The sequence below is a fragment of the Xanthomonas sp. DAR 80977 genome (genome assembly GCF_041240605.1).
GTDB lineage: Bacteria > Pseudomonadota > Gammaproteobacteria > Xanthomonadales > Xanthomonadaceae > Xanthomonas_A > Xanthomonas_A bundabergensis.
Genome location: NZ_CP162487.1, coordinates 3,980,847 through 4,007,117, shown reverse-complemented (window position 1 = coordinate 4,007,117; position 26,271 = coordinate 3,980,847). Strand labels below are relative to the sequence as shown.

The following is a 26,271-nucleotide window of genomic DNA, read 5'->3' as shown; positions in this document are numbered from 1 at the left end:
TCCTGCCCACTCGGCGCGCGCTGCCCGGCACCCGCAACGCCCGCTCCGCGGCCGCTCCCACTGCGCGCTTGCCGCTGTCCGCAGCGTGCCATCGGCCTGTCATTCCCCGCGATTAAATTTAACTACTTTAAAGTTATTAATTGCATTCCGACCTTTCCAGGGGAGACGAGATGACGCGTTCGCACCACTGCCACCAGCGCGCCCTGCTGGTGTGCCTGCTTGCCGCCGCTTGCCAGGCCGCGCTCGCGCAGCAGGCGGCGACGCCGTTGCCGCCCGCCGCCACGGACGAGACCACCGCCGCCGCGTCGCCGCCGGCTGCCGAGACGGCCAAGACCCTGGACAGCGTGGTCGTCACCGGCGTGCGCAAGGCCAACGCCGCCGCGATCGAGAGCAAGCGCGCGGCCACCAACATCACCGACGTGGTCAGTTCCACCGACGTGCGCGCGCTGCCGGACACCACCATCGTCGAGGCGCTGCGCCGCATTCCCGGCCTGTCGGTGCTGCCGGCGACCGACAACGAGCATCCGCGCGACGAGGCCGCCACGCCGGTGCTGCGCGGCCTCGGCCCGTCCTACAACAACGTCACCATCGACGGCCTGACCGTGGCCTCGCCGGGCACGCCGAACGGCACGCTCGGCTCGATCACCCGCGGCGTGCGCCTGGACATCCTGCCGGCCTCGATGGTCAGCGAACTGCAGGTGGTCAAGACCTTCACCCCCGACCTGGACCCCAACGCCACCGGCGGCGCGATCAACCTGCGCACGCGCAGCGCGTTCGAGAACGGCGGCAAGCCGTTCTTCACCAGCGAGGCCGCGCTGGGCCACGCCAACGACGTCGGCAAGCCGCGCGACCAGGACGATCCCGGCTATCGCCTCGGCGCCACCGGCAGCACCACCTTCGGCAGCGACCGGCAGTACGGCCTGACCCTGTCGGGCAACTACCAGACGCTGAGCAGCTACACCGAAACCCACATGACCACCGACACGGTGCACTACGGGTTCTACGACGCCAGCGGCGTGCTGCAGAGCGGCAGCAATCTCGGCAACGGCTGGGCGGTGCCGCAGCAGGACAAGTACTGGTACGTGATGGACAAGCGCGACCGCTACGGCCTGACCGGCAAGTTCGAGGCGCGCCCCAGCGCCGACCTGCAGGCCTACGTCACCGCCGGCTACTACTATTTCAAGGACGACATGCAGCGCAACGAGCTGATCATCGATCCGCGCAACCGCAACCGCGTCTACAACCAGACCGCGACCTCCGGCAGCTATCCGGCCGGCGACATCGAGGTCGGCTATTCCAACCAGGTCACCACCACCCGCACCAAGCTCGGCCAGGCCGGCATGGAATGGCGTCCGGACGACCATCAGGTGCTGTCCGCGCGCGGCTCGTGGTCGGATGCGACCTATGACGAGCCGATCCAGATGTTCAAGTACGTCACCGGCGCGTCGCGCCCGGCGGCGGTCGCGGTCGGCCAGACCGGCCCCGGCGTCACCGTCGTTCCCAGCGCCGACTACGCCTTCAGCTACGACACCTCGGCGCTGAACCAGCGCTTCCCGGTGGCGCCGCAGGCGTACTCCGACTACGACAACTACAGCCTGTTGTACTGGCGCCCGGACTACAAGCGCAGCGCGCGCGACCGCATCCTCAGCGGACGCCTGGACTACGCCTTCAACCAGGGCGAGCAGGACCGCGGCCTGGGCTTCGGCGGCGGCCTGTCCTACACCACCGACAAGCCGTCGTTCGACATCCATCGCGACGACTACGAGCCGAACCGCAGCGCGCCGGCACTGAACATCGCCGACGTGCTGGCGCCGTCGAACGCGCCGCTGCGCTATCTGGGCCTGAACCTGATCACCATCGACCCGGACAAGGCGCGGCGCGTGCTGCAGTCCACGCCGCTGAGCGCGTTCAACAGCACCGACCAGTCGGCCTTCAGCAACCAGGACAACTTCAGCCATACCGAAAAGATCTTCGGCGCCTACGGCCTGGTCGGCTATCGCGCCGAGGCGTTCAACGTGGAGGCCGGCCTGCATTACGACGACACCGACCAGTCCACCGTCGGCCGCCAGCGCCAGCTGGACACGGCCAGCGGCAAGTACGTCTACGTCGATGCGCCGACCGATTCGCACTACGCCAACCTGCTGCCGTCGGCGATCATGACCTACCACCTCAGCGAGCGCCTCGACCTGCGCGCCGGCGCCAGTCGCACGCTCGGCCGCCCGCCGTACGACGCCTACGCCGCGCGCACCTCGATCGGCTTCGTCAACAGCACCGACGCCGGCAATCCCAATGCGCAGGGCGTGACCGTGACCGTGGGCAATCCGGACATCAAGCCGCGCATCTCGACCAACCTGGACCTGTCGCTGGAATGGCGCCTGCCCGACGATGTCGACGGCATGCTCGCCGCGGCGGTATTCAACAAGCGCATCCAGGACGAGATCTTCACCCTGTCGCGCACCGACCAGTTCAGCTTCAACGGCACCACCTATTCGAACGTGCTGATCAGCACCCCGGCCAACGCTTCCAGGGCGCACGTGCGCGGCCTGGAACTGAGCGCGGTGCTCAACACCCTGCTGCCCGGCGTGCCGGCGCTGTCCGGACTGGGCGCCAGCGCCAACCTGGCCTTGCTCGACGGCGGCATGGACGTGCCGTACAGCGTCGGCAGCGCGCCGAACGTGAGCCAGCGCCAGCGCAGCGTCGATCGCTTGGTCGGCCAGCCCGGCTACACCGCCAACGCCTCGCTGTTCTACAGCGTCGGCGGGCTGGAACTGCGCGCGGCCTACAACCGCCAGGGCAAGGCCTTGCGCGCCATCGTCAGCAACATCGACTGGCAGGACCTGTACTGGTCGCCGCGCTCGCAGCTGGACCTGTCGGCGACCTATGCGATCAACAGGCAGGTCAGCGTGGTCGGCCAGGTCGGCAACGTCACCCACAGCCGCATCACCAGCGTGACCGGGCCGGGCGAGAACCTGTTGAAGGACACCTACTCGGTGCCGACCACGTACTGGTTCGGCATTCGCTTCACGCCGTCTCTCTAACGCCTTTCCATCTTTCGGATTCCTGTTGCCATGACATCTTCCCTGTTGCCGCTGCTGTTGCTGGGCAGCGCCCTGGCCGGTCCCGCCACTGCGGCCGCCAACGCCGACGCCAGCGCGGCGATCCAGGCGCGCCTGGCCGATCCCGACGGCGGCATCTTCGTCGTCGCCCATCGCGGCTGCCACAATCCGGCGCCCGCGCACGGCTTCCCCGGCCATGCGCCGGAGAACTCGCTGGCCGGCCTGGAGCGCTGCGTGGCGATGGGCGTGGACATGCTCGAGACCGACATCCGCCGCGCCGCCGACGGCACCCTGGTGATGTTCCACGACGCCACCGTCGAGCGCACCACCGACGGCAGCGGCAAGGTCGCCGAGCTGACCTGGGCGCAGCTGTCGCGGCTGCGGTTGCGCGACGACGAGGGCGGCGCCGATGCCGCGCTCACCGACCAGCATCCGCTGACCCTGGAGCAGATGCTGGCCGCGGCCAAGGGCCGGATCCTGCTCAATCTCGACGTCAAGGCGCCGATCTATTCGGAAGTGGCGGACGCGGTGCGGCGCGCCGGCATGGAGCGCCAGGTGGTGCTCAAGACCGAGGTCGGCGTGTACAGCCAGCCGCTGGCGTCGCTGCCGCCGTTCGACCGGATCAACTTCACCCCGGTGCTGCTCAATCCGCCAGGCACCGACGACCTGCTGCAGACCGTGCGCACCCAGATCGGCGGCAAGGTCCGCCCGGTGGCGATCGAACTGCCGCGGATGCGCGCCGAGCAGTTGCCGGCGCTGGCCGCGCTGGCCAGGCAGCAGCACGTGCGGCTGCTGGTCAACACGCTGTGGGAAGGGTTCGTCGCCGGCTACGGCGGCGACGCCGACGCGGTGCGCGATCCGGATGCGGTGTGGGGGCGGCTGTACCGCGACGGGATCGGCGCGTTCCAGACCGACGAACCGGAAGCCTTGCTGCACTACCGCGCGTCGCTCGAAAAGCGTTGAGCGCGCGCGGTTCGCCGCGCAACTGTCCGTAATCGGTCGGCGCGCGTCCGCTTGCGGACGCGGCGGCCGTGCCCGACGCGGGCGATGTGCAAGCGTTTCAATGGGTTATGGCGCTTCGTCGATTGGCATGCGGCCTGCTCTGCAATGCCCATGGATATCGCGAAGTCTCCGCATCGTTCGTTCTGGCGCCAGCGGCGCCGTTGGCTGGCGCTGGCCGCCGCCGCCATCGTGCTGCTGGGCGTGGCGGCGCTGGGCGCCGGCCGCGCCTCACCGCGCGTGGCGCGCAACGAGCTGTGGATCGATGCGGCCACGCGCGGCGAGATGCGCCGCGAGATCCGCGCCAACGGCGTGCTGGTGCCGCGGCAGATCCGCTGGATCACCGCCGGCGCCACCGCCACGGTGCAGCAGCAACTGGCCGATGCCGGCGCGCGGGTGCAGGCGGACACGCTGATCCTGCAACTGGCCAATCCCGAATTGGACGCCGGCCTGGACCGCGCCCGCGCCGCACTGGCCGGCGCCGATGCCGACTTGGCCGCGCTGCATGCCGCGCTGGCCTCGCAACTGCTGGACCAGCAGGCGCTGCAGGCGCAGGCCCAGTCCGATCTGCAGATCGCGCAGATCAAGGCGCAGGCCTACCGGCGCGGCCACGACGGCGGCGCGATCTCGGCGATCGACCTGACCCAGAGCCAGATCGTCGAAGCCCAGCAGCGCGGCCGCGCCGGCATCGAAACCCAGCGCGTGGCCGCCTTCCGCCAGAACATGGCCGCGCAGCTGCGCGCCGCCCAGGCGCGGCGCGCGCAGGCCGCCAGCGCGCTGGCCATCGCCGCGCAACAGGCCGCCTCGCTGCAGGTGCGCGCCGGCAGCGCCGGCATCCTGCAGCAGGTGGACGTGGAACCCGGCCAGCGCGTCGAGGTTGGCGCCAAGCTGGCGCGGGTCGCGCGCCCGGACGACCTGCTGGCGCGGCTGCAGGTGCCCGAGGTGCTGGCCAAGGACGTGATCGACGGCCTGCCGGTCGCGGTGGACACGCACAACGGCGTGGTGCGCGGGCAGGTGGCGCGGATCGATCCGGCGGTGCGCAGCGGCAGCGTGGTGGTCGACGTGCGGCTGGCGCCGCCGCTGCCGCCGGGCGTGCGCCCGGACCTGTCGGTGGACGGGCGCATCGTGCTCGGCACCCTGCGCGACGTGGTCAGCATTCCGCGCCCGGCGCTGGCCGCGCCGAACGCCGCCGGCGACCTGTTCGTGCTGCGCGACGGCGGCGACCGCGCGCAGCGCATCCGCGTGCGCTTCGGCGCCGCCTCCAGCGACCGCATCGAAGTGCGCGCCGGCCTGCGCGCCGGCGACCAGGTCGTGCTGTCCGACACCAGCCAGTGGAACGCCTACGACACCCTGCGCTTACGCTAGCGCCATCAGGAGAGCACCCGCATGACCGACGTTGCCGCAACTTCCGCCGAGCCGCTGATCCGCCTGCACGGGCTGGGCAAGGTGTTCCATACCGAGGAAGTGGAGACCCACGCCTTGGCCGAGATCGCGCTGGACGTGGCGCGCGGCGATTTCGTCGCCATCACCGGCCCGTCTGGCTGCGGCAAATCGACCCTGCTGTCGATCCTCGGCCTGCTCGATGCGCCCAGCGGCGGCAGCTACCGGCTCAACGGCCGCAGCGTCGCCGAGCTGGACGCGATCGGCCGCGCGCGCATCCGCAATGCCGAGATCGGCTTCATCTTCCAGGCCTTCAACCTGATCGCCGACCTCACCGTGGAAGAGAACGTGGCGCTGCCGCTGACCTACCGCGACGGCGCCGAGCGCGGAAAGATCCGCCAGCGCGTGCGCGAAGTGCTGGAACTGGTCGGCATGCACCATCGCCACAGGCACTATCCGGGGCAGCTGTCCGGCGGCCAGCAGCAGCGTGTGGCGGTGGCGCGCGCGCTGGCCGGCAATCCGTCGATCCTGCTCGCCGACGAACCCACCGGCAATCTCGACACGCGCAACGGCGAGGCGGTGATGCAGCTGCTGGAACAGCTGCACGACAACGGCACCACCTTGTGCATGGTTACCCACGATGCGGCGTTCGCGCGGCGCGCGCAGCGCATCGTGCACATGCTCGACGGGCGCATCGTCGACGAGGACACCTTCGAGCGGCTGCGCCACGAGCAGGACGTGGCGTTGCCGGTGCGCGCCGCGGAGCCGGCGCGATGAGCGCCGCCATCCATTGGGCCGAGGCGCGGCAATCCTGGCGCGCGCTGGCGCGCAGGCCCGGCTACCTGCTGCTGGCGATGCTGACCCTGGCGCTGGGCGTGGCCACCACCACCGCGGTGTTCGCGCTGCTCGACCAGGCCTTGCTGAAACCGCTGCCGTTCCCGCAGGCGCAGCAACTGGTCACATTGGGCAAACCGGTCGACGGCGGCCACAACGTCGCCGCGCCGGGCTATTACCCGCCGCTGCGGCGCCTGTCCGCCCTGCAGTCCATCGGCATCCTGCGCGGGTTTCCGGTGCCGGCCAACATCGCCCGCGGCGACACCAGCGAAGTGGTCGCGGCGATCAGCGCCGACGAGGGGTTCCTGCGCACCTTGGGGTTGCCGATGGCGGCGGGCCGCAACTTCAACGCCGAGGAAAGCCGGCCCGGCGGACCGCAGGCGGTGATCCTGGCGCATCGTTTCTGGCAGCGCTATCTCGGCGGCGATCCGGCGGCGGTGGGGCGCACGCTGCAGGTGGAGGGCACGCCGGTGCAGATCGTCGGCGTGTTGCCGGCGGACTTTCCCTGGGCCGAGCCGTTCGACGTGGTCCGCAACATGCAGCCGGACCTGGCCGCGACCAATCTGTCCACCAACGAGATCATCGTGGCGCGCCTGCGTCCGGGCGTCAGTGTGGCCGCCGCCTCCGCGCAGACCGCGGGGGTGATTCTGGGCGTGCTGCGCGGCAGTCCGTACATGACCGACGACTGGTGGCGCGAGCTGCAGCGTGACCCGCCGAACGCGTTGCCGTTGCAGGGCAGCCTGTACAGCGCCTACAGCGGCAACACGCTGTGGCTGTTCTTCGCCGCGGCCGCCTGCGTGCTGCTGATCGCCGCGATCAACCTGACCAGCCTGATGCTGCTGCGCGCGCTGGGCCGCAGCCACGACATTGCGGTGCGCGCCGCGCTGGGCGCACCGTGGACGCGGCTGAGCCTGCCGGCGCTGGCCGAAGGCGTGCTGATCGGCGTGCTCGGCAGCGTGGCCGGGCTGGCCCTGGCCTGGCTCGGCCTGCGCCTGCTCGGGGGCTGGGTGCCGCTGTTGTGGATGCGCGGCGAGGCCGCGCACCTGAGCGGCGCCAGCGTGCTGTTCGCGCTGCTCGCCGGCGGCGCCACGGCGCTGCTGGCCGCGGCGCTGGGCATCGTGCGCGGCCGCCGCCGCCATCTGCTGGCGGAGCTGGCCGGCGGCGGCCGTGGCGGCTGGAGCCTGCAGGCCGGCCGCCTCGGCCGCGCCCTGGTGATCGCGCAGGTGGCCATCGCGGTGGTGTTGCTGATCGGCGCGGCGCTGTTCACGCGCACCCTGCAAAAACTGGCGGAGGTGCCGATGGGCTTCGAAAGCCGCTCGGCCGTGGTCTTCACCCTGTCGCCGGTGAAGGAGCGCTATGCCGCGGCGCAGGACGCGGTGGAGCAGGCGCGGCGCATCGTCGCGCGGCTGCAGCAGGTGCCGGGCATCGAACGCGTCGGCGTCTCCAGCAATCCGCCGACGGCGACGCGGCTGAGCTGGAGCGTGGAGGTGGACGGCGGTCCCTCCCTCGATAGCCAGTACCGCGTGGTCACGGCGCAGTTCCTGGAGGTGTTCCGTATCCCGTTGCTGGCCGGCCGCGGCATCGCCGACGGCGATGTGGCCGGCGCCGAGAACGTCTGCCTGGTCAGCGCCTCGTTCGCGGAGCGCTATCTGCACGGGCAGGCGCTCGGCAAGATCGTGACCGTCCCCGACGACGGCGACAACCACCGTTTGTCGATGCGGGTGGTCGGCGTGGTCGGCGACGTGCGCCACACCAGCCCGGCCGAGCCGCCGGAGCCGACGGTGTACCAGCCGCTGGCGCAGATGAGCGAGCCGATGTGGCGGATCATGCGCAGCTTCGGCGCGCTGACCTATGCGCTGCGGCTGCATGCGGGCGCGACGGGCGTGGACGAGCGCGCGCTGCGCGCGGCGATCGGCGAAGTGGCGCCGCAGCAGCCGATCGCCGACCTGCAGTCGATGCAGGCCCTGGTCGCCACCACCACCGGCGAGCAGAAACTCAACCTGCTGCTGGTCGGCCTGTTCGCGGCGCTGGCGCTGCTGCTGGCCGCGGTCGGCCTGTACGCGGTGATGGCGGTGGCGGTGGCCGCGCGCCAGCACGAATTCGGCGTGCGCGCCGCGCTCGGCGCGCCGCCGGCGCGGCTGCGGCGGCAGGTGCTGGGCGAGGCCGGCGTGCAGATCGGGGTAGGGCTGCTGCTGGGCCTGGGCGTGGCGATGGCGTTGTCGCGGCTGCTGCAGCGTTTCCTGTTCGAGGTGCGGGTGGCCGATCCGCTGGCGATCGGCGCGGTGTTGCTGGTGCTGGCGGCAGCCGGCCTGCTCGCGGCGCTGGGGCCGGCGCGGCGTGCGGCCCGGGTGCCGCCGATGCAGGCGTTGCGCGCCGAATGACGCGGCCAGCGAAGCAGGCTGCGTGCGTTGCGATCGCCGCGCGTGACGCGTATGCCGGCGGTGGTCAGCCGCTAGACTCTGCGCCATGAACGACGCCCGCACGCCACCCTTGCCGCGCATCCTGGTGGTCGACGACCAGGCGGACGTGCGCGAAGCCTTGCGCATGCTGCTCAAGAGCGCCGGCTACGGCATGGTCGGCGCCGAGTCGCCGGAGCTGGCGCTGGCCTGCCTGCGCGGCGACGAGTTCGCCGCGGTGCTGATCGACATGAACTACGCCCGCGACACCACGTCCGGCGCGGAAGGCCTGGCGCTGATCGCGCAGATCGCCGCGCAATGGCCCGGATTGCCGGTGATCGCGATGACCGCCTGGGCCAGCATCGAGCTGGCGGTGGCGGCGATGCGCGACGGCGCGGTGGATTTCATCGAGAAGCCGTGGCAGAACGCGCGCGTGCTGGCGGTGCTGGACAGCCGCATCGCGCTGGACCGCAGCCGCCGCAACGCGCAGCGGCTCGGCGAGGCGCAGGCGCTGCTGCTGCAGGACGGCGCCGCCGGTTTCGTCGCCGAGTCGGCGCCGATGCAGCGCCTGGTCGAGGACCTGCTGCGCATCGCCGGCAGCGGCGCCAACGTGCTGCTGCTGGGCGAGAACGGCACCGGCAAGAGCCTGCTCGCGCAGTTCCTGCACCAGTGGTCGCCGCGCCGCGCGCAGGCCTTCGTCAAGGTCAACATCGGTGGGCTGGCGCCGACCCTGTTCGAGGCCGAGCTGTTCGGCCATGTGCGCGGCGCCTACACCGACGCGCGGCAGGACCGCGCCGGCCGCTTCGAACTGGCCGACGGCGGCACCCTGTTCCTGGACGAGATCGGCAACCTGCCGCTGCAGCAGCAGCCCAAGCTGCTGCGCGCGATCGAGGACGGCGAGTTCGAGCGGCTTGGCTCCTCGCGCACGCAGCGCGTGGACGTGCGCATCGTCGCCGCGACCAATGCCGACCTGGACACGGAAGTGGCCGCGGGGCATTTCCGCCAGGACCTGCTGTACCGGCTCAACACCTTCCAGCTGCGGGTGCCGCCGCTGCGCGAGCGCGGCGCCGACATCCTGCCGCTGGCGCGGCACTACCTGGCCGCCGCTTGCACGCGCTACCGGCGGCCGCTGCCGGCGCTGGCGCGCGACGCCGAACGCGCCTTGCTCGGCTACGCCTGGCCCGGCAACGTGCGCGAACTGGCGCACGCGATGGAACGCGCCGCGTTGCTCGCCGACGCCGCGACGCTGGGCAGCGACGACCTGCGCCTGCAACCGGCCGCGGCCGCGGCGCCGGCCTTGTCGACCCAGCTGACCCTCGAGGAAGCCGAGGCGCTGTTGCTGCGGCAGGCGCTGGCGCAGCAGCAGGGCAACCTGCAGCGTACCGCCGACCAGCTCGGCATCACCCGGCAGAGCCTGTACCGGCGCCTGGGCAAGCACGGCCTGCGCAGCGATGACGGCGGCTGAGCGGCAGCGCCGGCGACCGCTGTGGCTGGCGGCGCCGGCGCTGCTGGCCTTGGCGCTGGTGCTCGCGGTCGGCACGCCGCGGCCGCCCGAGGCGGCGCTGCTGATGCTGTGCGTGCTGCTGCTGACCGCGGCGCTGTGGCGCTGGCAGCAGCGCGATGCCGGACAACGCCTGCGCACCCTCGGCGGCCTGCTCGAGGCGCTGCGCGAGGGCGACTACAGCGTGCGCGTGGCGCAGGGCGCGCGCGATCGCGATGGCGACGGCCTGCTGCAGCGCTTCAACGCCCTGGCGCAGCGGCTGCAGGACGAGCAGCGCGATTCGCACGAGAGCCTGCAGTTGCTGAGCAAGACCCTGGCGGCGCTGGACGGGGCGGTGTTCGCGTTCGAGCAGGACCAGCGCCTGCGCCTGGTCAATCCGGCCGGCGAGCGCCTGCTCGGCGCCGCCGCCGAGCAGCTGGTCGGGCAATCCGCGCAGGCGCTGGGCCTGGACGGCTTGTTCGCGTTGCCGTCGGGCAGCATCCATGCGCATGCCTTCGCCGGCCAGCAGGGGCGCTGGCAGATCGGCCATGCCGCGTTGCGCAGCCGCAGCCAGGCCGGGCGCCTGCTGCTGGTGCAGCCGATGGAGCGCGCGCTGCGCGAGGAGGAGGCGCAGGCCTTCCGCCGCCTGTTGCGCGTGCTCAGCCACGAGATCAACAACTCGCTGGCGCCGATCGCCTCGATCGCCGACACCCTCGGGCGCCTGCTGGCGGCCGCGGCAGACACGCTCGACGCCGAACTGCATGAGGACTTGCGCAACGGCCTGGGCGTGATCGAACAACGCAGCGCGGCGCTGCAGCGCTTCCTCGGCGGCTATGCGCGGCTGGCCAGGCTGCCCGCGCCGGTACCGGCAACAGTGGAGCTGGCGCCGTTGTGCGCGCGGGTGCGGCGGCTGCTCGACGATGCGCGGGTCCAGGTCGAGGTCGACCCCCAGCTGCGGCTGCACGCCGACGCCGACCAGCTCGAGCAGGTGCTGATCAACCTGCTGCGCAATGCGCTGGAATCCGGCGGCAGCGCGCCGGTGACGCTGCGCGCGCGCCGCGACGGCGCCTGCGCGCAGATCGAGATCCTCGACGGCGGCGCCGGGCTGCCGCCCAGCGACAACCTGTTCGTGCCGTTCTTCACCACCAAGCCCGGCGGGTCGGGCATCGGCCTGGTGCTGTCGCGGCAGATCCTGGAGGCGCAGGGCGGCAGCCTCAGCCTGGACGCGCGCGCGGATGCGCCCGGCAGCGTGGCCACGCTGCGCCTGCCGCTGGCGCTGGACGGCGGCGAGGCATAGCGCCGGCGGGCGCGGTTCTGTGCGGCGGCAGCGCGGCAGCGATCCCGCACCGCATGCGGTCGGGCAGGGCGCCAGCTTGCCCCTTGCCGATGTCCGGCTGGCGCCGGCGGTGGGCGCGAGTTACCGCATTCTTCTTCGCCATCGCTCGCAGTGCGCGAGACGGCAACGTTGGACCCCGTACCCGGTGTGATGGGCACCGCGTTGGCCCCCGGGCCGGAAGGCTGGGCGGTCACCCATCACGATCGGACGCGTTCGCGCCTTTATGCATCATGTTGCACGTTTATGCATGTTTCTGTACGGTAGCGGCATGCCTACCGACCTACCCCTCGCACCGGCCAACGGCGCTTCTGCCGCCTTTGCCGACGCGGCCACCCAGCCCGCGATCCACGCCACCCGCTGGGTATTCCTGCTGTCCGGCATCGCGATGGCGGCCTGGGCGCCGATGGTGCCGTACGTGAAAGCGCGTTTCGCGCTGGACGACGCCGCGCTGGGCCTGGTGCTGCTCGCCTTCGGTGGCGGCTCGATCCTGGCGATGCCGCTGTCGGGCATGCTCAGCCACCGCTTCGGCAGCCGTGCGGTGGTGGTCGCGTCCGGGCTGGCGCTGTGCCTGGGCCTGCCCTTGGTGGCGCTGGCGCCGACTGTGCCGAGCGTGGTCGCCGCGCTGCTGTACTTCGGCGCCGCGCTCGGCGCGCTGGACGTGGCGATGAACGCGCACGGGGTGGAGACCGAGACGCGCGCCGGGCGGCCGGTGATGTCCAGTTTCCACGGCGTGTTCAGCGTCGGCGGGCTGACCGGCGCAGCGGCGATGAGCGCCCTGCTCGCGCTCGGCACGCCGCTGCTGGCGGCCACGCTGGCGGTGTCGGCGCTGTTGCTGGCGCTGCTGCTGTGGCAACGCGCCGGCCTGCTGGCCGGCGCTGCCGGCGATCCGGCGCAGCGCACCGCGTTGCGCCTGCCGCGCGGCGTGGTGCTGGTGCTGGGCGCGCTGTGCTTCATCTGCCTGCTCGCCGAAGGCGCGATGCTCGACTGGAGCGCGGTGCTGCTGCGTGAGTTCCATGGCGTGGACACGCGCTACGCCGGCGTCGGCTATGCGCTGTTCTCGGTGGCGATGGCGGCCGGCCGCTTCGGCGGCGACCGGGTGGTCGCACGCATCGGCCAGCCGGCGATGCTGGCGGCCGGTGCGTCGCTGGCGGCCGGCGGCCTGCTGCTGGCCACGCTGCTGCAGGGCGTCGCCAGCGGCCTGCTCGGTTATGCGCTGGTCGGCCTGGGCGTGTCGAACCTGGTGCCGATCCTGTTCGGCGCGGCCGGGCGCCTGCCCGGCACCTCGCCGGCGGTGGCGATCGCCGCGCTGACCACGCTCGGCTACACCGGCCTGCTCGCCGGGCCGGCGCTGATCGGCTTCCTCGCCCACGCCAGCAGCCTGCCGACCGCCTTGCTGGCGGTGTCGGGGCTGTTGTTGCTGGTGGCGATGGGGTCGCGGCTGCTGCGACACTGATCCGCTCCAGGAGCAACCAGACCATGCCCTCCATTCCCCCGCACGCACCGGACACGGTGATCTTCGACCTCGGCGGCGTGCTGGTCGACTGGAACCCGCGCTATCTGTACCGGCAGCTGTTCGACGACCATGCCGCGATGGAGCGCTTCCTCGCCGAGGTGTGCTCGCCGCAGTGGAACGAGCAGCAGGACGCCGGCCGGCCATGGCGCGACGCGGTCGCCGAGCTGAGCGCGCTGCATCCGGCGCATGCCGAGCTGATCGCCGCCTATCACCAGCGTTGGGAAGAAACCCTCGGCGGCCCGCTCGAGGCCAGCGTGCAGATATTGGAAGAACTGCACGCACAGGGCGTGCGCCTGTATGCGCTGACCAACTGGTCGCAGGAGACCTTCCCGATCGCGCTGCAGCGCTATGCGTTCCTGCAGCGCTTCGCCGGGATCCTGGTGTCCGGGCAGGAGCGGCTGGTGAAGCCGGACCCGGCGATCTTCGCGCTGCTGCTGTCGCGCTACGCGATCGATCCGGCGCGCGCGGTGTTCATCGACGACGCGCTGCGCAACGTGCACGCCGCCGCCGCGCAGGGCATGCACGCGCTGCAGTTCCGCGACGCGGCCACGCTGCGCGCCGAGCTGCGCGCGCTGGGCTTGCCGCTGCACAGCACGGGGCAGGGCGCATGAACGCGGCCGATGCGCTGCCGCAGGAGCGCCAGCAGGCGATCCTGCAGCGCCTGCGCGAGCACGGCCGGGTCGTGGCCACGGAACTGGCCGCCGCGTTCGCGGTGTCCGAAGATTCGATCCGCCGCGACCTGCGCGATCTCGCCGCGCAGGGCCTGTGCCGCCGCGTCTACGGCGGTGCGCTGCCGCCCACGCCCAGCGTCGCGCCGCTGCCGCAGCGGCACGAACAACATGCCGAGCGCAAGCGCGCGCTGGCGCAGGCGGCGGTGACGCTGGTGCGGCCCGGGCAGGTGCTGCTGATCGACGCCGGTTCCACCAACAGCGCCATCGCCGCCGCATTGCCGCCGCGGCAGCGCCTGACCGTGGTCACCAATGCGCCGGACATCGCGCAACTGCTGATGGCGCGCGAGGGCATCGAGATCCTGCTGATCGGCGGCCGGGTCGATCCGCGCATCGGCGCGGCGGTGGGCGCGCAGGCGCTGCAGCAGCTGCGCCAGCTGCGCGCCGACCTGTGCTTTCCCGGCGCCTGCGCGATCGATGCCGAGCGCGGGCTGTGGGGCGTGGACGGCGAGGAGGCGCTGTTCAAGCGCGCGATGATCGAGGCCAGCGCCGAGACCGCGGTGGTGGCCACCGTGGACAAGCTCGGCGCGCACGCGCCGCATCTGGTGGCCGGCCTCGCGGCGATCGACCATCTGGTGGTGGAGCACGATGCGGCGCAGGCGCTGTGCGCGCCGTTCCTGGCGCAGGCGCTGCAGCTGCATCGCGCGGATGCGCCGATCCCGCCGCAGCGGGCAAAATAGCCGCTTCCACCGGGAGCCCGCATGCCACAGGACGTACCCGCCGCCACGCCCCCTGCGCGGCGTACCCGGCGCTGGACGCGCCTGCCGCCGCATTGGAGCCGAGTGCCTTGGCGCGCGCTGCGCTGGGGCACCGCCGCGGTGCTGGCCACGCTGTTGCTGCTGGACCTGGCATTCCCGCTGCCGCTGCCGAAATCGCGCGACACCTCGACCCTGGTGGTGGCCGCCGACGGCACCCCGTTGCGCGCCTTTGCCGACGGCAACGGCGTGTGGCGCTACCCGGCCACGCCGCGCAGCGTCTCGCCGCTGTACCTGCAGGCGCTGCTGAACTACGAGGACCGCTGGTTCTGGCAGCACCCCGGGATCAATCCCTGGGCGCTGCTGCGCGCCGGCAAGCAGTGGGTGTTCTCGCGCCGCATCGTCTCCGGCGGCTCCACCCTGACCATGCAGGTGGCGCGGATCCTGATGCCGCAGAACGCCAGCACGCGCACCCCGCTGGGCAAGCTGCAGCAACTGCTGCGCGCACTGCAGCTGGAAGTGCACCTGAGCAAGCGCCAGATCCTGCAGCTGTACCTGGAACGCGCGCCCTACGGCGGCACCATCGAAGGCGTGGAAGCGGCGAGCTGGGCCTACCTGGGCAAGCCGGCGTCGCGCCTGTCGCAGGCCGAGGCGGCGCTGCTGGCGGTGCTGCCGCAGGCGCCGAGCCGGCTGCGCCCGGACCGCCATCCCGAGGCCGCGCGCGCGGCGCGCGACAAGGTGCTCGAGCGCATGGTCGAACTGCAGGTCTGGCCGCGCGCGCAGGTCGACGACGCGCGCATCGAACCGGTGGTGGCGCGCTCGCTGCAGTCGCCGATGCATGCCGCATTGCTGGCCGAGCGCCTGCGCCTGCAAACGCCGCGCGCCGCGCACATCGTCTCCACCCTCGACGCCGACCTGCAGCGCACCCTGGAGGACCGGGTCAGCGCGTATTTCTCGCAGCTGCCCGAGCGCACCTCCGCCGCGCTGCTGGTGGTGGACAACCGCGACCTGCAGGCGCGCGCCTACATCGGCTCGGTGGCGTTCGGCGACCGCAAGCGGCTCGGCGACGTGGACATGGTGCAGGCCTGGCGCTCGCCCGGCTCCACGCTCAAGCCGTTCCTGTACGGCATGGCCCTGGACGACGGCCTGATCCATTCGGAGAGCCTGCTGGTGGACGCGCCGCAGAGCTTCGGCGACTACCGCCCGGGCAATTTCGACGAGGCCTTCAACGGCCCGGTCGGCGCCGCCAGCGCCTTGCGCCTGTCGCTGAACGTGCCGGCGGTGGACCTGCTCGAGCGGGTCGGGCCGGCGCGTTTCGCCGCGCGCCTGGACAATGCCGGCATCGGCCTGAAGTTCCCGCGCGGCAGCACGCCGAATTTGGCGCTGATCCTCGGCGGCACCGGCGCGCAGCTGGAAGAGCTGGTCGGCGCCTTCGCCGCGCTCAACCGCGACGGCATCGCCGGGCACGTGCGCTACACCGCCGCCGACAAGGTCATCGAGCGGCGGCTGATGTCGCCCGGCGCGGCGTGGATCGTGCGCGAGATCCTGGAGGCCAATCCGCGCCCGGGCTATGGCGTGGGCACCTTCGACGTCGGCACGCGCCCGCGGGTGGCGTGGAAGACCGGCACCAGCTACGGCTACCGCGATGCCTGGGCGATCGGCAGCACCCGCCGCTACACGGTCGGGGTCTGGGTCGGGCGCCCGGACGGCACGCCGTTGCCCGGCCAGTACGGCGCGGTGACCGCGCTGCCGCTGATGTTCGAGACCATCGACAGCCTGCCGCGCTCGCGCGGCGACAACGCGCCGCGGCCGATGCCGGCCAACGTGCAGCAGCTGGACGTGTGCTGGCCGCTGGGCATCGCCGCCGAACAGACCCCGCCCGCCCTGTGCCAGCGGCGCTTCTCCGCCTACGCGCTGGACGGCGCGGTGCCGCCGACCTTCGCCGAGCGCGACGCGCGGCTGTGGAGCGCCGGCCGCGACACGGTGCAGGTGGACGCGCACAGCGGCCTGCGCCTGTCGCCCGACTGCGCGCGGCCGCACCAGGCGGTGCAGCGCGAACTCGCGCGCTGGCCGGCGCTGCTGACCCCGTGGCTGCACGCCAGCGAACGCCAGGCCGGGCAATTGCCGGCGCTGGCGCCGGACTGCCGCGACGACGGCCGCGGCGGCAACGACGTGCTGCGCATCGAAGGGCTCAACGACCGCGCCACCCTGGCGCGCGCGCCGGGCAGCCCCAGCGTGCGCCTGCAGGTGCGCGCGCTGGGCACCACCGCGCCGGTGGACTGGCTGCTGGACGGGCGCTGGATCGCCCGCACCGAGGGCGCGCGCAACTTCCAGCGCGATTTCGCCGAGGCCGGCGAGCACACCCTGACCGCACTGGCCAGCAACGGCGCCTGGACCCAGGTGCGGTTCCGGGTGTTGCACTGATGCGCTTGCGCGCGCATTGCGCGACGCGGGATGTTGAACATTCGACTTTGGTGCTTGCAGTCGCAGCAGTGTTGTGGGGGCGCCTTCAGTCGCGACGGGCATTACCGGTAGAGCCCGTCGCGACTGAAGTCGCTCCCACAACATGTGCGTCCCCTGCGGCTACATCGGGAGGGATGCTCCAAGGAGCTTCCTCTGGCTCATGCCTTCTGCAGGAGCGGCTTCAGCCGCGACATGAACTTACCGAAGGTCCCTGTCGCGGCTGAAGCCGCTCCTACAGGGGAGTGCTGCGGTTGCCTGCAAAAGGCGGGAGCTGCGAACGGTCGCGGAAATCGCCGCGGCATCCTTCCGAACAGGGACGGTGCCCGAAGAGGCATGACCCCTGTAGGAGCGGCTTCAGCCGCGACAGGATCCATCCGCAGGGCTTGTCGCGGCTGAAGCCGCTCCTACACAGGGGTGCTGCGGTTGCCCGCAAAAGGCCAACGCTTGCGAACGTCGCGGAGATTGTCGCGGCATCCCTTCGAGCGGGGAGGGCGCCCGAAGAGGCGGGGCGCGCGGCGCGTCACGCGGACGCACGATCCTGTTCCGGCCGCGACGCGCGTTACCGGCCAATCCCACCGCGGTTGCCGCGAAAAAAAGCGCCCGGCAGGTGCCAGGCGCCGATGTCACGCATGCGACGGGTCGGATTACTTCCCGATCCACCCTTCCAGCATGTCGGAGAACTCGTCGGCATGCTCTTCTTCCTGGGCCAGGATCTGCTCCAGGATGCGCTTGGTGGTGGTGTCCTTGTCGCCGACGAAGTTGATCATCTCGCGGTAGCTGTCGATGGCGATGCGCTCGGCGATCAGGTTTTCCTTGACCATGTCGCGCAGGTCCTCGCCTTCCTTGTACTCGGCGTGCGAACGCGCGGTCAGGGTATCCGGATTGAGGTCCGGTTCGCCGCCCAGCTGCACGATGCGCTCGGCCAGCTTGTGCGCGTGTTCCTGCTCCTGCTGCGCGTGCTCCAGGAACTCGGCCTTGACCGAGTCGGCGAGCATGCCCGAGGCCATGAAGTAGTGGCGGTAGTAGCGCAGCACGCACACGTATTCGGTGGCGAGCGCGTCGTTGAGCAGTTTGATCACCGCCTCGCGGTCGGCGCTGTAGCTCTTGGTGATCGCGCCGTCCTCGATGCTCTGGCGCGCATTGGCGCGCAGCGTGGCGGTGTCGGTGAGGCCGGTGGTGTTGTGCAGCGGCTTGGCGTCGTTGGCTGGCTTGTTGGACATGGCTGGCCGGTTCCTGTGTGGTGGGTGGAGGGGATCAGTCGGGGAGATGCTGCAGCACGTAGTCGGCAGCGGAGACCTTGAATTCGCCGGGCGCCTCGACGAACAGCGCGCGGACCACGCCGTCCTCGGCGTACAGCGCGAAGCGCCGCGCCCGCACGCCCATGCCGTAGCTGCTGGCGTCCATTTCCAGGCCCAGCGCCTTGGCCAGTTCGCCGTTGCCGTCGGACAGCATCTGCAGGCCGTCCGGCACCAACTGGCTCTTGCCCCAGGCCTGCATCACGAACGGGTCGTTGACCGCCATGCAGTACACCTCGATGCCGCGCTTGCGGAATTCCTCGAAGTGCTCGACGTAGCCGGGCAGGTGCTTCTCCGAGCAGGTCGGGGTGAACGCGCCGGGCACCGCGAACAGCAATGCATGGCGGCCGTCGAACAGGCTGCGCGTGTCGACCTGCTCCACGCCCTCGCGGATGCGCTGCAGGACCACTTCGGGAATGCGTTCGCCGGGCTGGATGGGCATGTCGGGCTCCTTGGATGAATCGAGTCTAGAAATCGGGATGGGAAGGCAGCGTCAAGGCCCTTGAAAAGCGCCGGCCCATTCCTATCTGGCAGGCATGGCGGCGGGCCTGGCCCGGCGCCGCGAACCACCCGTCAGGGTTTACCCCATTCACGTTGCAGGAGACTACGAGATGAGCATCGTCCGTTATCGCCAGTTGCCGGCCCAGGCCGCCTTCCAGAACGAGATCAAGCAGGTGTTCGACCGCTTCTTCGACCCCAACGGCGGCACCGACGAGTCGGCCGTCGTCACCGCGCAGTGGGTGCCGCGCGTGGACATCAAGGAGGAGCCGGAGCGCTTCGTGCTGTACGCCGACCTGCCCGGCATCGACCCGTCCGAGATCGAGGTGTCGATGGACAAGGGCATCCTGTCGATCAAGGGCGAGCGCAAGAGCGAGTCCACCGCCGACAGCGAGCGCTTCTCGCGCGTGGAGCGCCGCTACGGCAGCTTCCACCGCCGCTTCGCGCTGCCCGACAGCGCCGATCCCGACAACATTTCCGCCACCGGCTACCATGGGGTGCTGGAAGTGCGCATCCCCAAGCGCCCGGCGAGCACGCCGCGCCGGATCCAGGTCGGCAGCGGGGCCACGATCGTGCAGTAAGCGCCCGCCCGCGTCGGCGCCGCTGCGGCGGCGCCGCGCCTTCGCGGCCGGCCAGTAGAATGGCCGGGCGATGGTGCGCAACATGCAACCGGCCCGTTGCCGCAAGGCGGCGGGCCGACTCTTTTTGAGGTGATGGATGGAATTCAAGGATTACTACGCCACCCTGGGCGTGGAGCCCAGCGCGGGCGACGCCGAGATCAAGACCGCGTACCGGCGGCTGGCGCGCAAGTACCATCCCGACGTCAGCAAGGAGGCCGGCGCCGAGGACAAGTTCAAGGCCATCAACGAGGCCTACGAGGCGCTGCGCGATCCGCCCAAGCGCGCCGCCTACGACCAGCTGCGCGCGCAGGGCTACCGGCCCGGCGAGGAGTTCCAGGCCCCGCCCAACTACGGCGGCGCGCAGGGCTACGACTTCGAGGAAGTGTTCGGCAACGGCGGCGCCGGCGGCGGCTTCAGCGATTTCTTCGAGAGCCTGTTCGCGCGCCAGCAGCGCGCGCGCCAGGGCGGTGCCGGTCCCGGCCCGGGCGCGGCGCCGCGCGGCGATACCCGCGCCAAGCTGGCGGTGCCGCTGGAGGCGGTATACAGCGGCGACAGCGTGCGCATCACCATCAACGGCCGCCAGCTGGACGTGCGCGTGCCCAAGGGCGTGCGCCCCGGCCAGGTGATCCGGCTGAGCGGGCAGGGCAACGGCGGCAGCAACCTGCTGCTGGAGATCGAGTACGCCGCCCACCCGCAGTTCGAGGTGGACGGGCTCAACATCCTCTACACGCTGCCGGTGACCCCGTGGCAGGCGGCGCTGGGCACCAGCATCAGCGTGCCGACCCTGGGCGGCGCGGTGGAGCTGAAGATCCCGCCGGACTCCGACGCCGGGCGCAAGCTGCGCCTGCGCGGCCGCGGCCTGCCGGGCACCCCGCCGGGCGACCAGATCGTGGAACTGGAAGTGCTGGCGCCGGCCCCGGAGACCGAGGCGCAGCGCAAGGCCTACCGGAATCTGGCCAAGGCGTTCGGCGAGGCGGTCTGAGGGCCGGGATTCGGGATTCGGCATTGGGGATTCGCAACAGCGACATCTCCCTCGCCAAGCCGGATCGTGGTGGGAGTGGCTTCAGCCGCGACGCCGTATCCATAAAGCGGCCTCAGCTGCGCAGGCGGGCCAACGCAACCAGTGCACCCTGTGGGAGTGGCTTCAGCCGCGACACGCCTTACCGATAACGCATGTCGCGGCTGAAGCCGCTCCTACAGGAGCACTGCGTGCACCACGGTTTCACATCGCAGCCAAGCCGCCCGGAAGCCCGCCGTTACTAATCCCCAATCCCCAATCCCGGCCTTTCAGCCCTTCGGCGGATCCTCGCCACTGAACACCCGCTCGATCACCTCGGACAGTTCGTCCTCGGAGAACGGCTTGGTGATGTAGGCGCGGGCGCCCTGGCGCATGCCCCACATGCGGTCGGTGTCCTGGTCCTTGGTGGTGACCAGGATCACCGGGATGTTCTGCGTGCTCGGCTCGCGGCGCAGGGTGCGGGTGGCCTGGAAGCCGTTGAGGTTGGGCATCACCACGTCCATCAGCACCAGGTCCGGCAGCGCCGCCTTGGCCGCTTCCACGCCGGCCGCACCGTCGGTGGCGGTGAGCGTTTCGTGGCCCAGCTTCTCGACGATGCGCTGGATGCCCAGCAACTGCGACGGCGAGTCGTCGACGATCAGGATGCGTGCCATGTGTTTCCCCCTTGGAGACACGAGTGTAGTGGCAGCGGCGCGCAGCCGGAAAGCGCTGCGCGTCACAAAGCCCCGGGGGCGTCTACGCGGCCGGATCCAGCCGCACCACGGTGCGTCCGAACGACTGCCCGGCGAGCATCGTCGCGAACACCTCGGGCAGGCCGGACAGGTCCACCTCGCGGGTGCAGATCGCGTCCAGGTGGCGCGGTTTCCAGTCGCTGCCCAGGTGCTGCCAGATGCGGTCGCGCAGGTCGCGCGCGGTGCCGGCCGAGCCGATCCCCAGCAGCGAGACCCCGCGCAGGATGAACGGCATCACCGTCATGTCCAGTTCCGGGGTCGCCGCCAGCCCGGCGCTGGCGACGTTGCCGTACGGGGCGGTCTGCGCCAGCAGGCTGGTCAGCATCGCGCCGCCGACGTTGTCCAGGCCGCCGCCGAAGCGCACCGACTCCAGCGGGCGCCGGGTCTGCAGCGCCTCGCGGCCCAGCACCTGGCTGGCGCCCAGCGCCTTCAGGTGCTCGGCGCGGTCGGCCTTGCCGCTGACCGCGTGCACCTCGAAGCCGGCGCGGCTGAAGATGTCGATCGCCAGCGAGCCGACCCCGCCGGTGGCGCCGGTCACGCACAGCGGGCCGTGGTCCGGGGTCTGCCGGTTGTCGAGCAGGCGCAGCAGCGCCAGCGCCGCGGTGAAGCCGGCGGTGCCCAGCACCATGCTCTCGCGCAGGCTCAGCCCGGCCGGCAGCGGCACCACCCACTTGGCCTCCAGCCGCGCGTACTGGCTGTAGCCGCCGTCGCGGGTCTCGCTGAGGCCGCAGCCGGTGACCAGCACCGCATCGCCTTCCTTGAAGGCCGGATCGCTGGAGGCGACCACGTGCCCGGCCACGTCGATGCCGCCGACCAGCGGGAAACGGCGCAGGATCTTGCCCTGGCCGGTGCCGGCCAGGGCGTCCTTGAAGTTCACCGACGACCAGGCGCCGCGGATCACCACTTCGCCCGGACTGAGCTGGTCCAGCCCCACCGGCTCGACCGCGGCACGGTAGCCGGCATCGTCCTGGTGGATGCGGAAAGCGGGGAAGCTGGCGGGGAGCGACATGGCGAACACCTTGGTCGGCGCGAAGGAATGCACCAAGATAGCCCTTTCGAAACGTCGGATCTGCCCCATCTTGTAGAATCGGCGACTCACTTACGGTGACCGGCGCGGACCGACGCGCCGCCACCTTCCTTCTTGGAGCATGCATGGCCTGGAATACACCCGGCGGCAAGGGCGGAGATGGCCCGGACAATAACGGGCGCAATCCCTGGAAGCCTCGTGGCGGCAATGGTGGCGGCAAGTGGGGCGGGTTGCCCGGTCCCGTGAAGGACCTGTTCGGCGGCGACGGCGCCAGCATCGGCCGCTGGGTCCTGGCGGCGGCGGTGTTGCTGCTGCTGTTCAGCAGCTTCCAGCTGATCGGCGAGCAGCAGCGCGGCGTGGTGCTGCGCTTCGGCCAGTTCTCGCGGATCCTGCAGCCCGGCCCGAACTTCAAGCTGCCGTGGCCGATCGAATCGGTGCGCAAGGTCAACGCCACCGAGATCAAGACCTTCAGCAACCAGGTGCCGGTGCTGACCCGCGACGAGAACATCGTCAGCGTCTCGCTCAACGTGCAGTACCGCATCGACGACCCGCGCATGTACGTGTTCGGCTCGCGCAACGCCGACCAGGTGCTGGAGCAGGCCGCGCAGAGCGCGGTGCGCGAGCAGGTCGGCCGCGCCGACCTCAACGTGGTGCTGAACAACCGCGGGCCGATGGCCGTCGCCGCGCGCGACCGCCTGCAGGCCGCGCTCAGCGCCTACCGCACCGGCCTGATCGTGACCGGGCTGACCCTGCCCGACGCGCGCCCGCCGGAAGAAGTGAAGCCGGCCTTCGACGAGGTCAACGGCGCGCAGCAGGTCAAGGAGCGGCTGATCAACGAGGCCCAGGCCTATGCCGCCAAGGTGGTGCCGGAGGCCCGCGGCAACGCCGCGCGCACCCGCACCGTCGCCGAAGGCTACAAGGAAGCGTCGATCGCCCGCGCGCAGGGCGATGCCGAGCGCTTCACCCTGCTGCAGCAGCAGTACCAGAACGCGCCGGAGGTCACCCGCAAGCGGCTGTGGCTGGAAACGGTGCAGAAGGTGCTGTCGGAGAACCGCAAGGTCATCGGCGGCGACGGCCGCCAGCTGATCTACGTGCCGATGCCGGCCGATGGCGGCAAGGCTGCCGGCGCTGCCGCGCCGGCGCCGTCCAGCAGCGGCGGCGTGCCGACGCTGCCGCAGGACGTCCTGATGCCGTCGCTGTCCAGCAGCCCGGCCGAGAGTATCCGCAGTCCGGAGCGCTCGCCGCGCCCGAACGGCCGTGAGGAGGTGCAGCCATGAGAATTTCCCTGTGGGCAGGCGTTGCGGTCGTGGCGCTGTTCGTGTTGCTCAGCTCGGTGTTCGTGGTGCGCGAAGACCAGACCGCGATGGTGCTGAACCTGGGCCGCGTGGCCCGCGCCGACCTCAAGCCGGGCCTGCACTTCAAGCTGCCGCTGGTGGAGACCACGCGCGTGTTCGACCGCCGCTTCCAGGTGCTGGACACGCCGCCGGCGCGCTATTTCACCGCCGAGCAGAAGGACGTCAGCGTCGACTTCTTCGCCATCGGCTACATCTCCGACGTGCGCGCCTTCTACCGCGCCACCGGCGGCGACGAGAAGGTGGCCAATGCGCGCCTGGCGCCGATCATCATCGATTCGCTGCGCAACCAGATCAACGCGCGCACCCTGCAGCAGCTGGTGTCCGGCGACCGCAGCGAGCTGATCGCGCAGCAGTTGAACGCGATCAATGCCGCCGGCAAGACCCTGGGCATGCAGATCACCGACCTGCGCATCAAGCAGATCGACCTGCCGACCGACAGCCAGGTGATCACCGACGTGTACGAGCGCATGCGCGCGCAGCGCAAGCAGGAAGCCAGCAAGCTGCGCGCCGAGGGCGAGGAACAGGCGCTGACCATCCGCGCCCAGGCCGACCGCGAGAGCACGGTGCTGGTCGCCGAGGCCGAGCGCGACGCGCAGAAGCTGCGCGGCGAGGGCGATGCCGAGGCCGCCAGCATCTACGGCAAGGCCGGCTCCGCCGACCCGTCGTTCTATGCGTTCTACCGCAGCCTGGAGGCCTATCGCGGCGCGATGGCCGACGGCAACGCGGTGATCGTGCTGGACAAGAACGATCCGTTCCTGCAGTACCTCAAGAGCGAGCGCTGATCGAGGCCGGGATTGGGCATTGGGGATTCGGGATTCGTAAAAGCGGGTCCCGGTTCCTGGCGACGTACGGGTTGCCGGTCGCATACGGCCTGGCGGTCCGGCGCTTGGAACATTCTCAATTCGAATAGTCCCAGTCCGCGGACCGTTGTGGGAGCGACTTCAGTCGCGACGGGCCTTCCCGGTAAAGCCCGTCGCGACTGAAGTCGCTCCCACAGGTTTCAGTGCGGTGCCCCAGTCCCGGCGCGGTGCGCCTTCCCCTTGCCCGAGACCCCCATGCACGATCTGATCGCCGCGGTGTGCCTGGTCGTCATCTTCGAGGGCCTGGTCCTGCTGGTGGCGCCGGAGGCCTGGAAGCGGCTGGTGCAGCAGATGCTGGCCATGCCGGCCGCGCAGCTGCGCATCGCCGGCGGCGTGGCCCTGGCGGTGGGGTTGCTGGCCTTGCTGTGGGTTCGCGCCTGACCCGCATCCGGTTCGCTCCAGCCAGGTACGTCGCTGAACGCGACCGCGGAAGGGGTGGTGACCGCCATCCAAAACCCGGATAATGCACAAAAGCCGGCCGGACCCGCTCCACGCGAGCGTCTCGACCGGCTTTTTCCGTGTATGGGCCTGTCGCCGCCTGGACGTTCCCCGATGGAGCGGCCGCCGGTGCCGGCAGCCACCCCTGCATGGCCACCACATCCGTGCGGCCCCGATGGCTGCGCAGCAAACCAGGAGTTACCCAGCCATGGGTCAGTCAGTTGTCGTGCTCGGCGCCCAGTGGGGCGATGAAGGCAAAGGCAAGATCGTCGATCTGCTCACCGAGGAAATCGGTGCCGTCGTGCGCTTCCAGGGCGGCCACAACGCCGGCCACACCCTCGTCATCAACGGCAAGAAGACCGTGCTGCACCTGATTCCGTCCGGCATCCTGCGCGAAGACGCGCTGTGCCTGATCGGCAACGGCGTGGTGATCTCCCCGGCCGCCTTGATCAAGGAAATCAGCGAGCTGGAGGAGGCGGGCGTGGAAGTGCGCTCGCGCCTGAAGATCTCCCCGGCCGCGCCGCTGATCATGCCGTACCACATCGCCCTGGATCAGGCCCGCGAGAAGGCCGCCGGCGGCAAGGCCATCGGCACCACCGGCCGCGGCATCGGCCCGGCGTACGAAGACAAGGTGGCGCGCCGCGGCATCCGCATCGCCGACCTGCATTACCCGCCGCAGCTGGAAGAACTGCTGCGCACCGCGCTGGACTACCACAACTTCGTGCTGACCAAGTACCTGGGCGTGGAAGCGGTCGATTTCCAGAAGACCTTCGACGAAGCGCTGGCCTTTGGCGACTACGTGCAGCCGATGAAGTACGACGTGGCCGGCATCCTCCACGACCTGCGCAAGCAGGGCAAGCGCGTGCTGTTCGAGGGCGCGCAGGGCGCGTTGCTGGACATCGACCACGGCACCTACCCGTACGTCACCAGCTCCAACACCACCGTCGGCGGCGCGCTGGCCGGCACCGGCGTCGGCGCCGATGCCATCGACTACGTGCTGGGCATCGCCAAGGCCTACGCCACCCGCGTCGGCGGCGGCCCGTTCCCGACCGAACTGGACGACGAAGTGGGCCAGGGCATCCGCGACCGCGGCGCCGAATACGGCGCCTCCACCGGCCGCCCGCGCCGTTGCGGCTGGATGGACATCGTCGCGCTCAAGCGCGCCGTGGCCATCAACGGCATCTCCGGCCTGTGCATCACCAAGCTCGACGTGCTCGACGGCATGGAGAAGCTGAAGATCTGCATCGCTTACGAATACCGCGGCAAGCGCACCGAATACGCCCCGCTGGACGCGCAGGGCTGGGAAGAGTGCACCCCGGTGTACCTGGAGTTCCCCGGCTGGAGCGAGAACACCCACGGCATCACCGAGTGGGACAAGCTGCCCGCCGCCGCCCGCGCCTACCTGCGCGCGCTGGAGGAACTGGCCGGCTGTCCGATCTCCATCGTCTCCACCGGCCCGGACCGCGACCACACGATGGTGTTGCAGGATCCGTTCGCCTGATCCGGCGTCCCGGCGCATGCCGGGACCAGTGCCGCAGGAAGGCCCCGC

At 71.0% G+C, this 26,271-nt stretch carries 21 protein-coding genes; 17 read left to right on the top strand and 4 right to left on the bottom strand.

Translation table 11 applies throughout. From position 1 onward, the window contains the following. Positions 1-170: 170 nt before the first annotated feature. The 11 genes from AB3X10_RS16830 (at position 171) to pbpC (ending at position 16,841) form a co-directional block, all read left to right on the top strand. A complete protein-coding gene (locus tag AB3X10_RS16830; protein WP_369976509.1) occupies positions 171-3,038 on the top strand; it encodes a TonB-dependent receptor in 2,868 nt (955 codons plus the stop codon). Between the two features lie 30 nt (positions 3,039-3,068). Further along, positions 3,069-4,019, top strand: a complete 951-nt coding sequence (locus AB3X10_RS16825; protein WP_369976507.1) for a glycerophosphodiester phosphodiesterase family protein — start codon at positions 3,069-3,071, stop codon at positions 4,017-4,019. Between the two features lie 150 nt (positions 4,020-4,169). Further along, complete coding sequence (locus tag AB3X10_RS16820) at positions 4,170-5,420, top strand: efflux RND transporter periplasmic adaptor subunit (protein ID WP_369976505.1); 1,251 nt, start codon at positions 4,170-4,172, stop codon at positions 5,418-5,420. Between the two features lie 21 nt (positions 5,421-5,441). Then, complete coding sequence (locus AB3X10_RS16815; RefSeq protein WP_369976503.1) at positions 5,442-6,212, top strand: ABC transporter ATP-binding protein; 771 nt, start codon at positions 5,442-5,444, stop codon at positions 6,210-6,212. Next, the gene (locus AB3X10_RS16810) at positions 6,209-8,650 is read left to right on the top strand and encodes an ADOP family duplicated permease (RefSeq protein WP_369976501.1); all 2,442 of its coding nucleotides are present in this window, start codon (positions 6,209-6,211) and stop codon (positions 8,648-8,650) included. Before AB3X10_RS16815 ends, AB3X10_RS16810 begins: the two co-directional genes overlap by 4 nt. Before the next feature lie 85 nt (positions 8,651-8,735). After that, positions 8,736-10,130 (top strand): sigma-54-dependent transcriptional regulator, encoded by a 1,395-nt coding sequence (locus AB3X10_RS16805; RefSeq protein WP_369976500.1) that lies wholly within the window; start codon positions 8,736-8,738, stop codon positions 10,128-10,130. A gap of 805 nt (positions 10,131-10,935) precedes the next feature. Continuing rightward, entirely contained in the window at positions 10,936-11,442 is a 507-nt protein-coding gene (locus AB3X10_RS16800) for a sensor histidine kinase (RefSeq protein ID WP_369981875.1), read from the top strand. A gap of 424 nt (positions 11,443-11,866) precedes the next feature. After that, entirely contained in the window at positions 11,867-12,934 is a 1,068-nt protein-coding gene (locus AB3X10_RS16795) for an MFS transporter (protein ID WP_369981873.1), read from the top strand. 23 nt (positions 12,935-12,957) lie between these two features. Beyond that, entirely contained in the window at positions 12,958-13,605 is a 648-nt protein-coding gene (locus AB3X10_RS16790; RefSeq protein WP_369976498.1) for an HAD family hydrolase, read from the top strand. Continuing rightward, positions 13,602-14,402, top strand: a complete 801-nt coding sequence (locus AB3X10_RS16785) for a DeoR/GlpR family DNA-binding transcription regulator (protein ID WP_369976497.1) — start codon at positions 13,602-13,604, stop codon at positions 14,400-14,402. The genes AB3X10_RS16790 and AB3X10_RS16785 overlap by 4 nt, the downstream gene beginning before the upstream one ends. 21 nt (positions 14,403-14,423) lie before the next feature. Then, the gene (gene pbpC, locus AB3X10_RS16780) at positions 14,424-16,841 is read left to right on the top strand and encodes a penicillin-binding protein 1C (RefSeq protein ID WP_369976496.1); all 2,418 of its coding nucleotides are present in this window, start codon (positions 14,424-14,426) and stop codon (positions 16,839-16,841) included. Positions 16,842-17,524: 683 nt separating this feature from the next. On the opposite strand, the gene AB3X10_RS16775 is transcribed toward pbpC, so the two are convergent. Together AB3X10_RS16775 and AB3X10_RS16770 are read right to left on the bottom strand one after the other, a co-directional pair. Next, complete coding sequence (locus AB3X10_RS16775; protein WP_228322334.1) at positions 17,525-18,100, bottom strand: ferritin-like domain-containing protein; 576 nt, start codon at positions 18,098-18,100, stop codon at positions 17,525-17,527. Positions 18,101-18,134: 34 nt separating this feature from the next. Continuing rightward, positions 18,135-18,617 (bottom strand): peroxiredoxin, encoded by a 483-nt coding sequence (locus tag AB3X10_RS16770; protein ID WP_145701446.1) that lies wholly within the window; start codon positions 18,615-18,617, stop codon positions 18,135-18,137. 169 nt (positions 18,618-18,786) lie between these two features. Between AB3X10_RS16770 and AB3X10_RS16765 the strand changes: the two genes are divergently transcribed. Further along, the gene (locus AB3X10_RS16765) at positions 18,787-19,254 is read left to right on the top strand and encodes an Hsp20/alpha crystallin family protein (protein ID WP_369976493.1); all 468 of its coding nucleotides are present in this window, start codon (positions 18,787-18,789) and stop codon (positions 19,252-19,254) included. A gap of 136 nt (positions 19,255-19,390) precedes the next feature. Further along, entirely contained in the window at positions 19,391-20,275 is an 885-nt protein-coding gene (locus AB3X10_RS16760) for a DnaJ C-terminal domain-containing protein (protein ID WP_369976491.1), read from the top strand. Between the two features lie 305 nt (positions 20,276-20,580). Here the strand turns inward: AB3X10_RS16760 and pilH are convergent, their stop codons facing one another. Together pilH and AB3X10_RS16750 are read right to left on the bottom strand one after the other, a co-directional pair. Beyond that, on the bottom strand, positions 20,581-20,964 hold the full coding sequence (gene pilH, locus AB3X10_RS16755) for a twitching motility response regulator PilH (protein WP_145701440.1): 384 nt from the start codon (positions 20,962-20,964) through the stop codon (positions 20,581-20,583). An 82-nt stretch (positions 20,965-21,046) separates the two neighbouring features. Then, positions 21,047-22,051, bottom strand: coding sequence for an acryloyl-CoA reductase (locus AB3X10_RS16750; protein ID WP_369976489.1), 1,005 nt, complete (start codon positions 22,049-22,051; stop codon positions 21,047-21,049). A gap of 143 nt (positions 22,052-22,194) precedes the next feature. Here AB3X10_RS16750 and hflK point away from each other — a divergent pair, with 143 nt between their 5' ends. The 4 genes from hflK to AB3X10_RS16730 all read left to right on the top strand — a co-directional run bounded on the left by hflK (position 22,195) and on the right by AB3X10_RS16730 (position 26,223). Further along, positions 22,195-23,346, top strand: a complete 1,152-nt coding sequence (hflK, locus tag AB3X10_RS16745) for an FtsH protease activity modulator HflK (RefSeq protein WP_369976487.1) — start codon at positions 22,195-22,197, stop codon at positions 23,344-23,346. Then, on the top strand, positions 23,343-24,206 hold the full coding sequence (gene hflC / locus AB3X10_RS16740; protein WP_369976486.1) for a protease modulator HflC: 864 nt from the start codon (positions 23,343-23,345) through the stop codon (positions 24,204-24,206). Before hflK ends, hflC begins: the two co-directional genes overlap by 4 nt. Positions 24,207-24,479: 273 nt before the next feature. Then, positions 24,480-24,665 carry a DUF2065 domain-containing protein gene (locus AB3X10_RS16735; protein WP_206229959.1) on the top strand — a complete coding sequence of 62 codons (186 nt, stop codon included), beginning with the start codon at positions 24,480-24,482 and terminating at the stop codon, positions 24,663-24,665. Between the two features lie 265 nt (positions 24,666-24,930). Continuing rightward, entirely contained in the window at positions 24,931-26,223 is a 1,293-nt protein-coding gene (locus tag AB3X10_RS16730; protein ID WP_369976485.1) for an adenylosuccinate synthase, read from the top strand. The last annotated feature ends 48 nt before the right edge of the window (positions 26,224-26,271 follow it).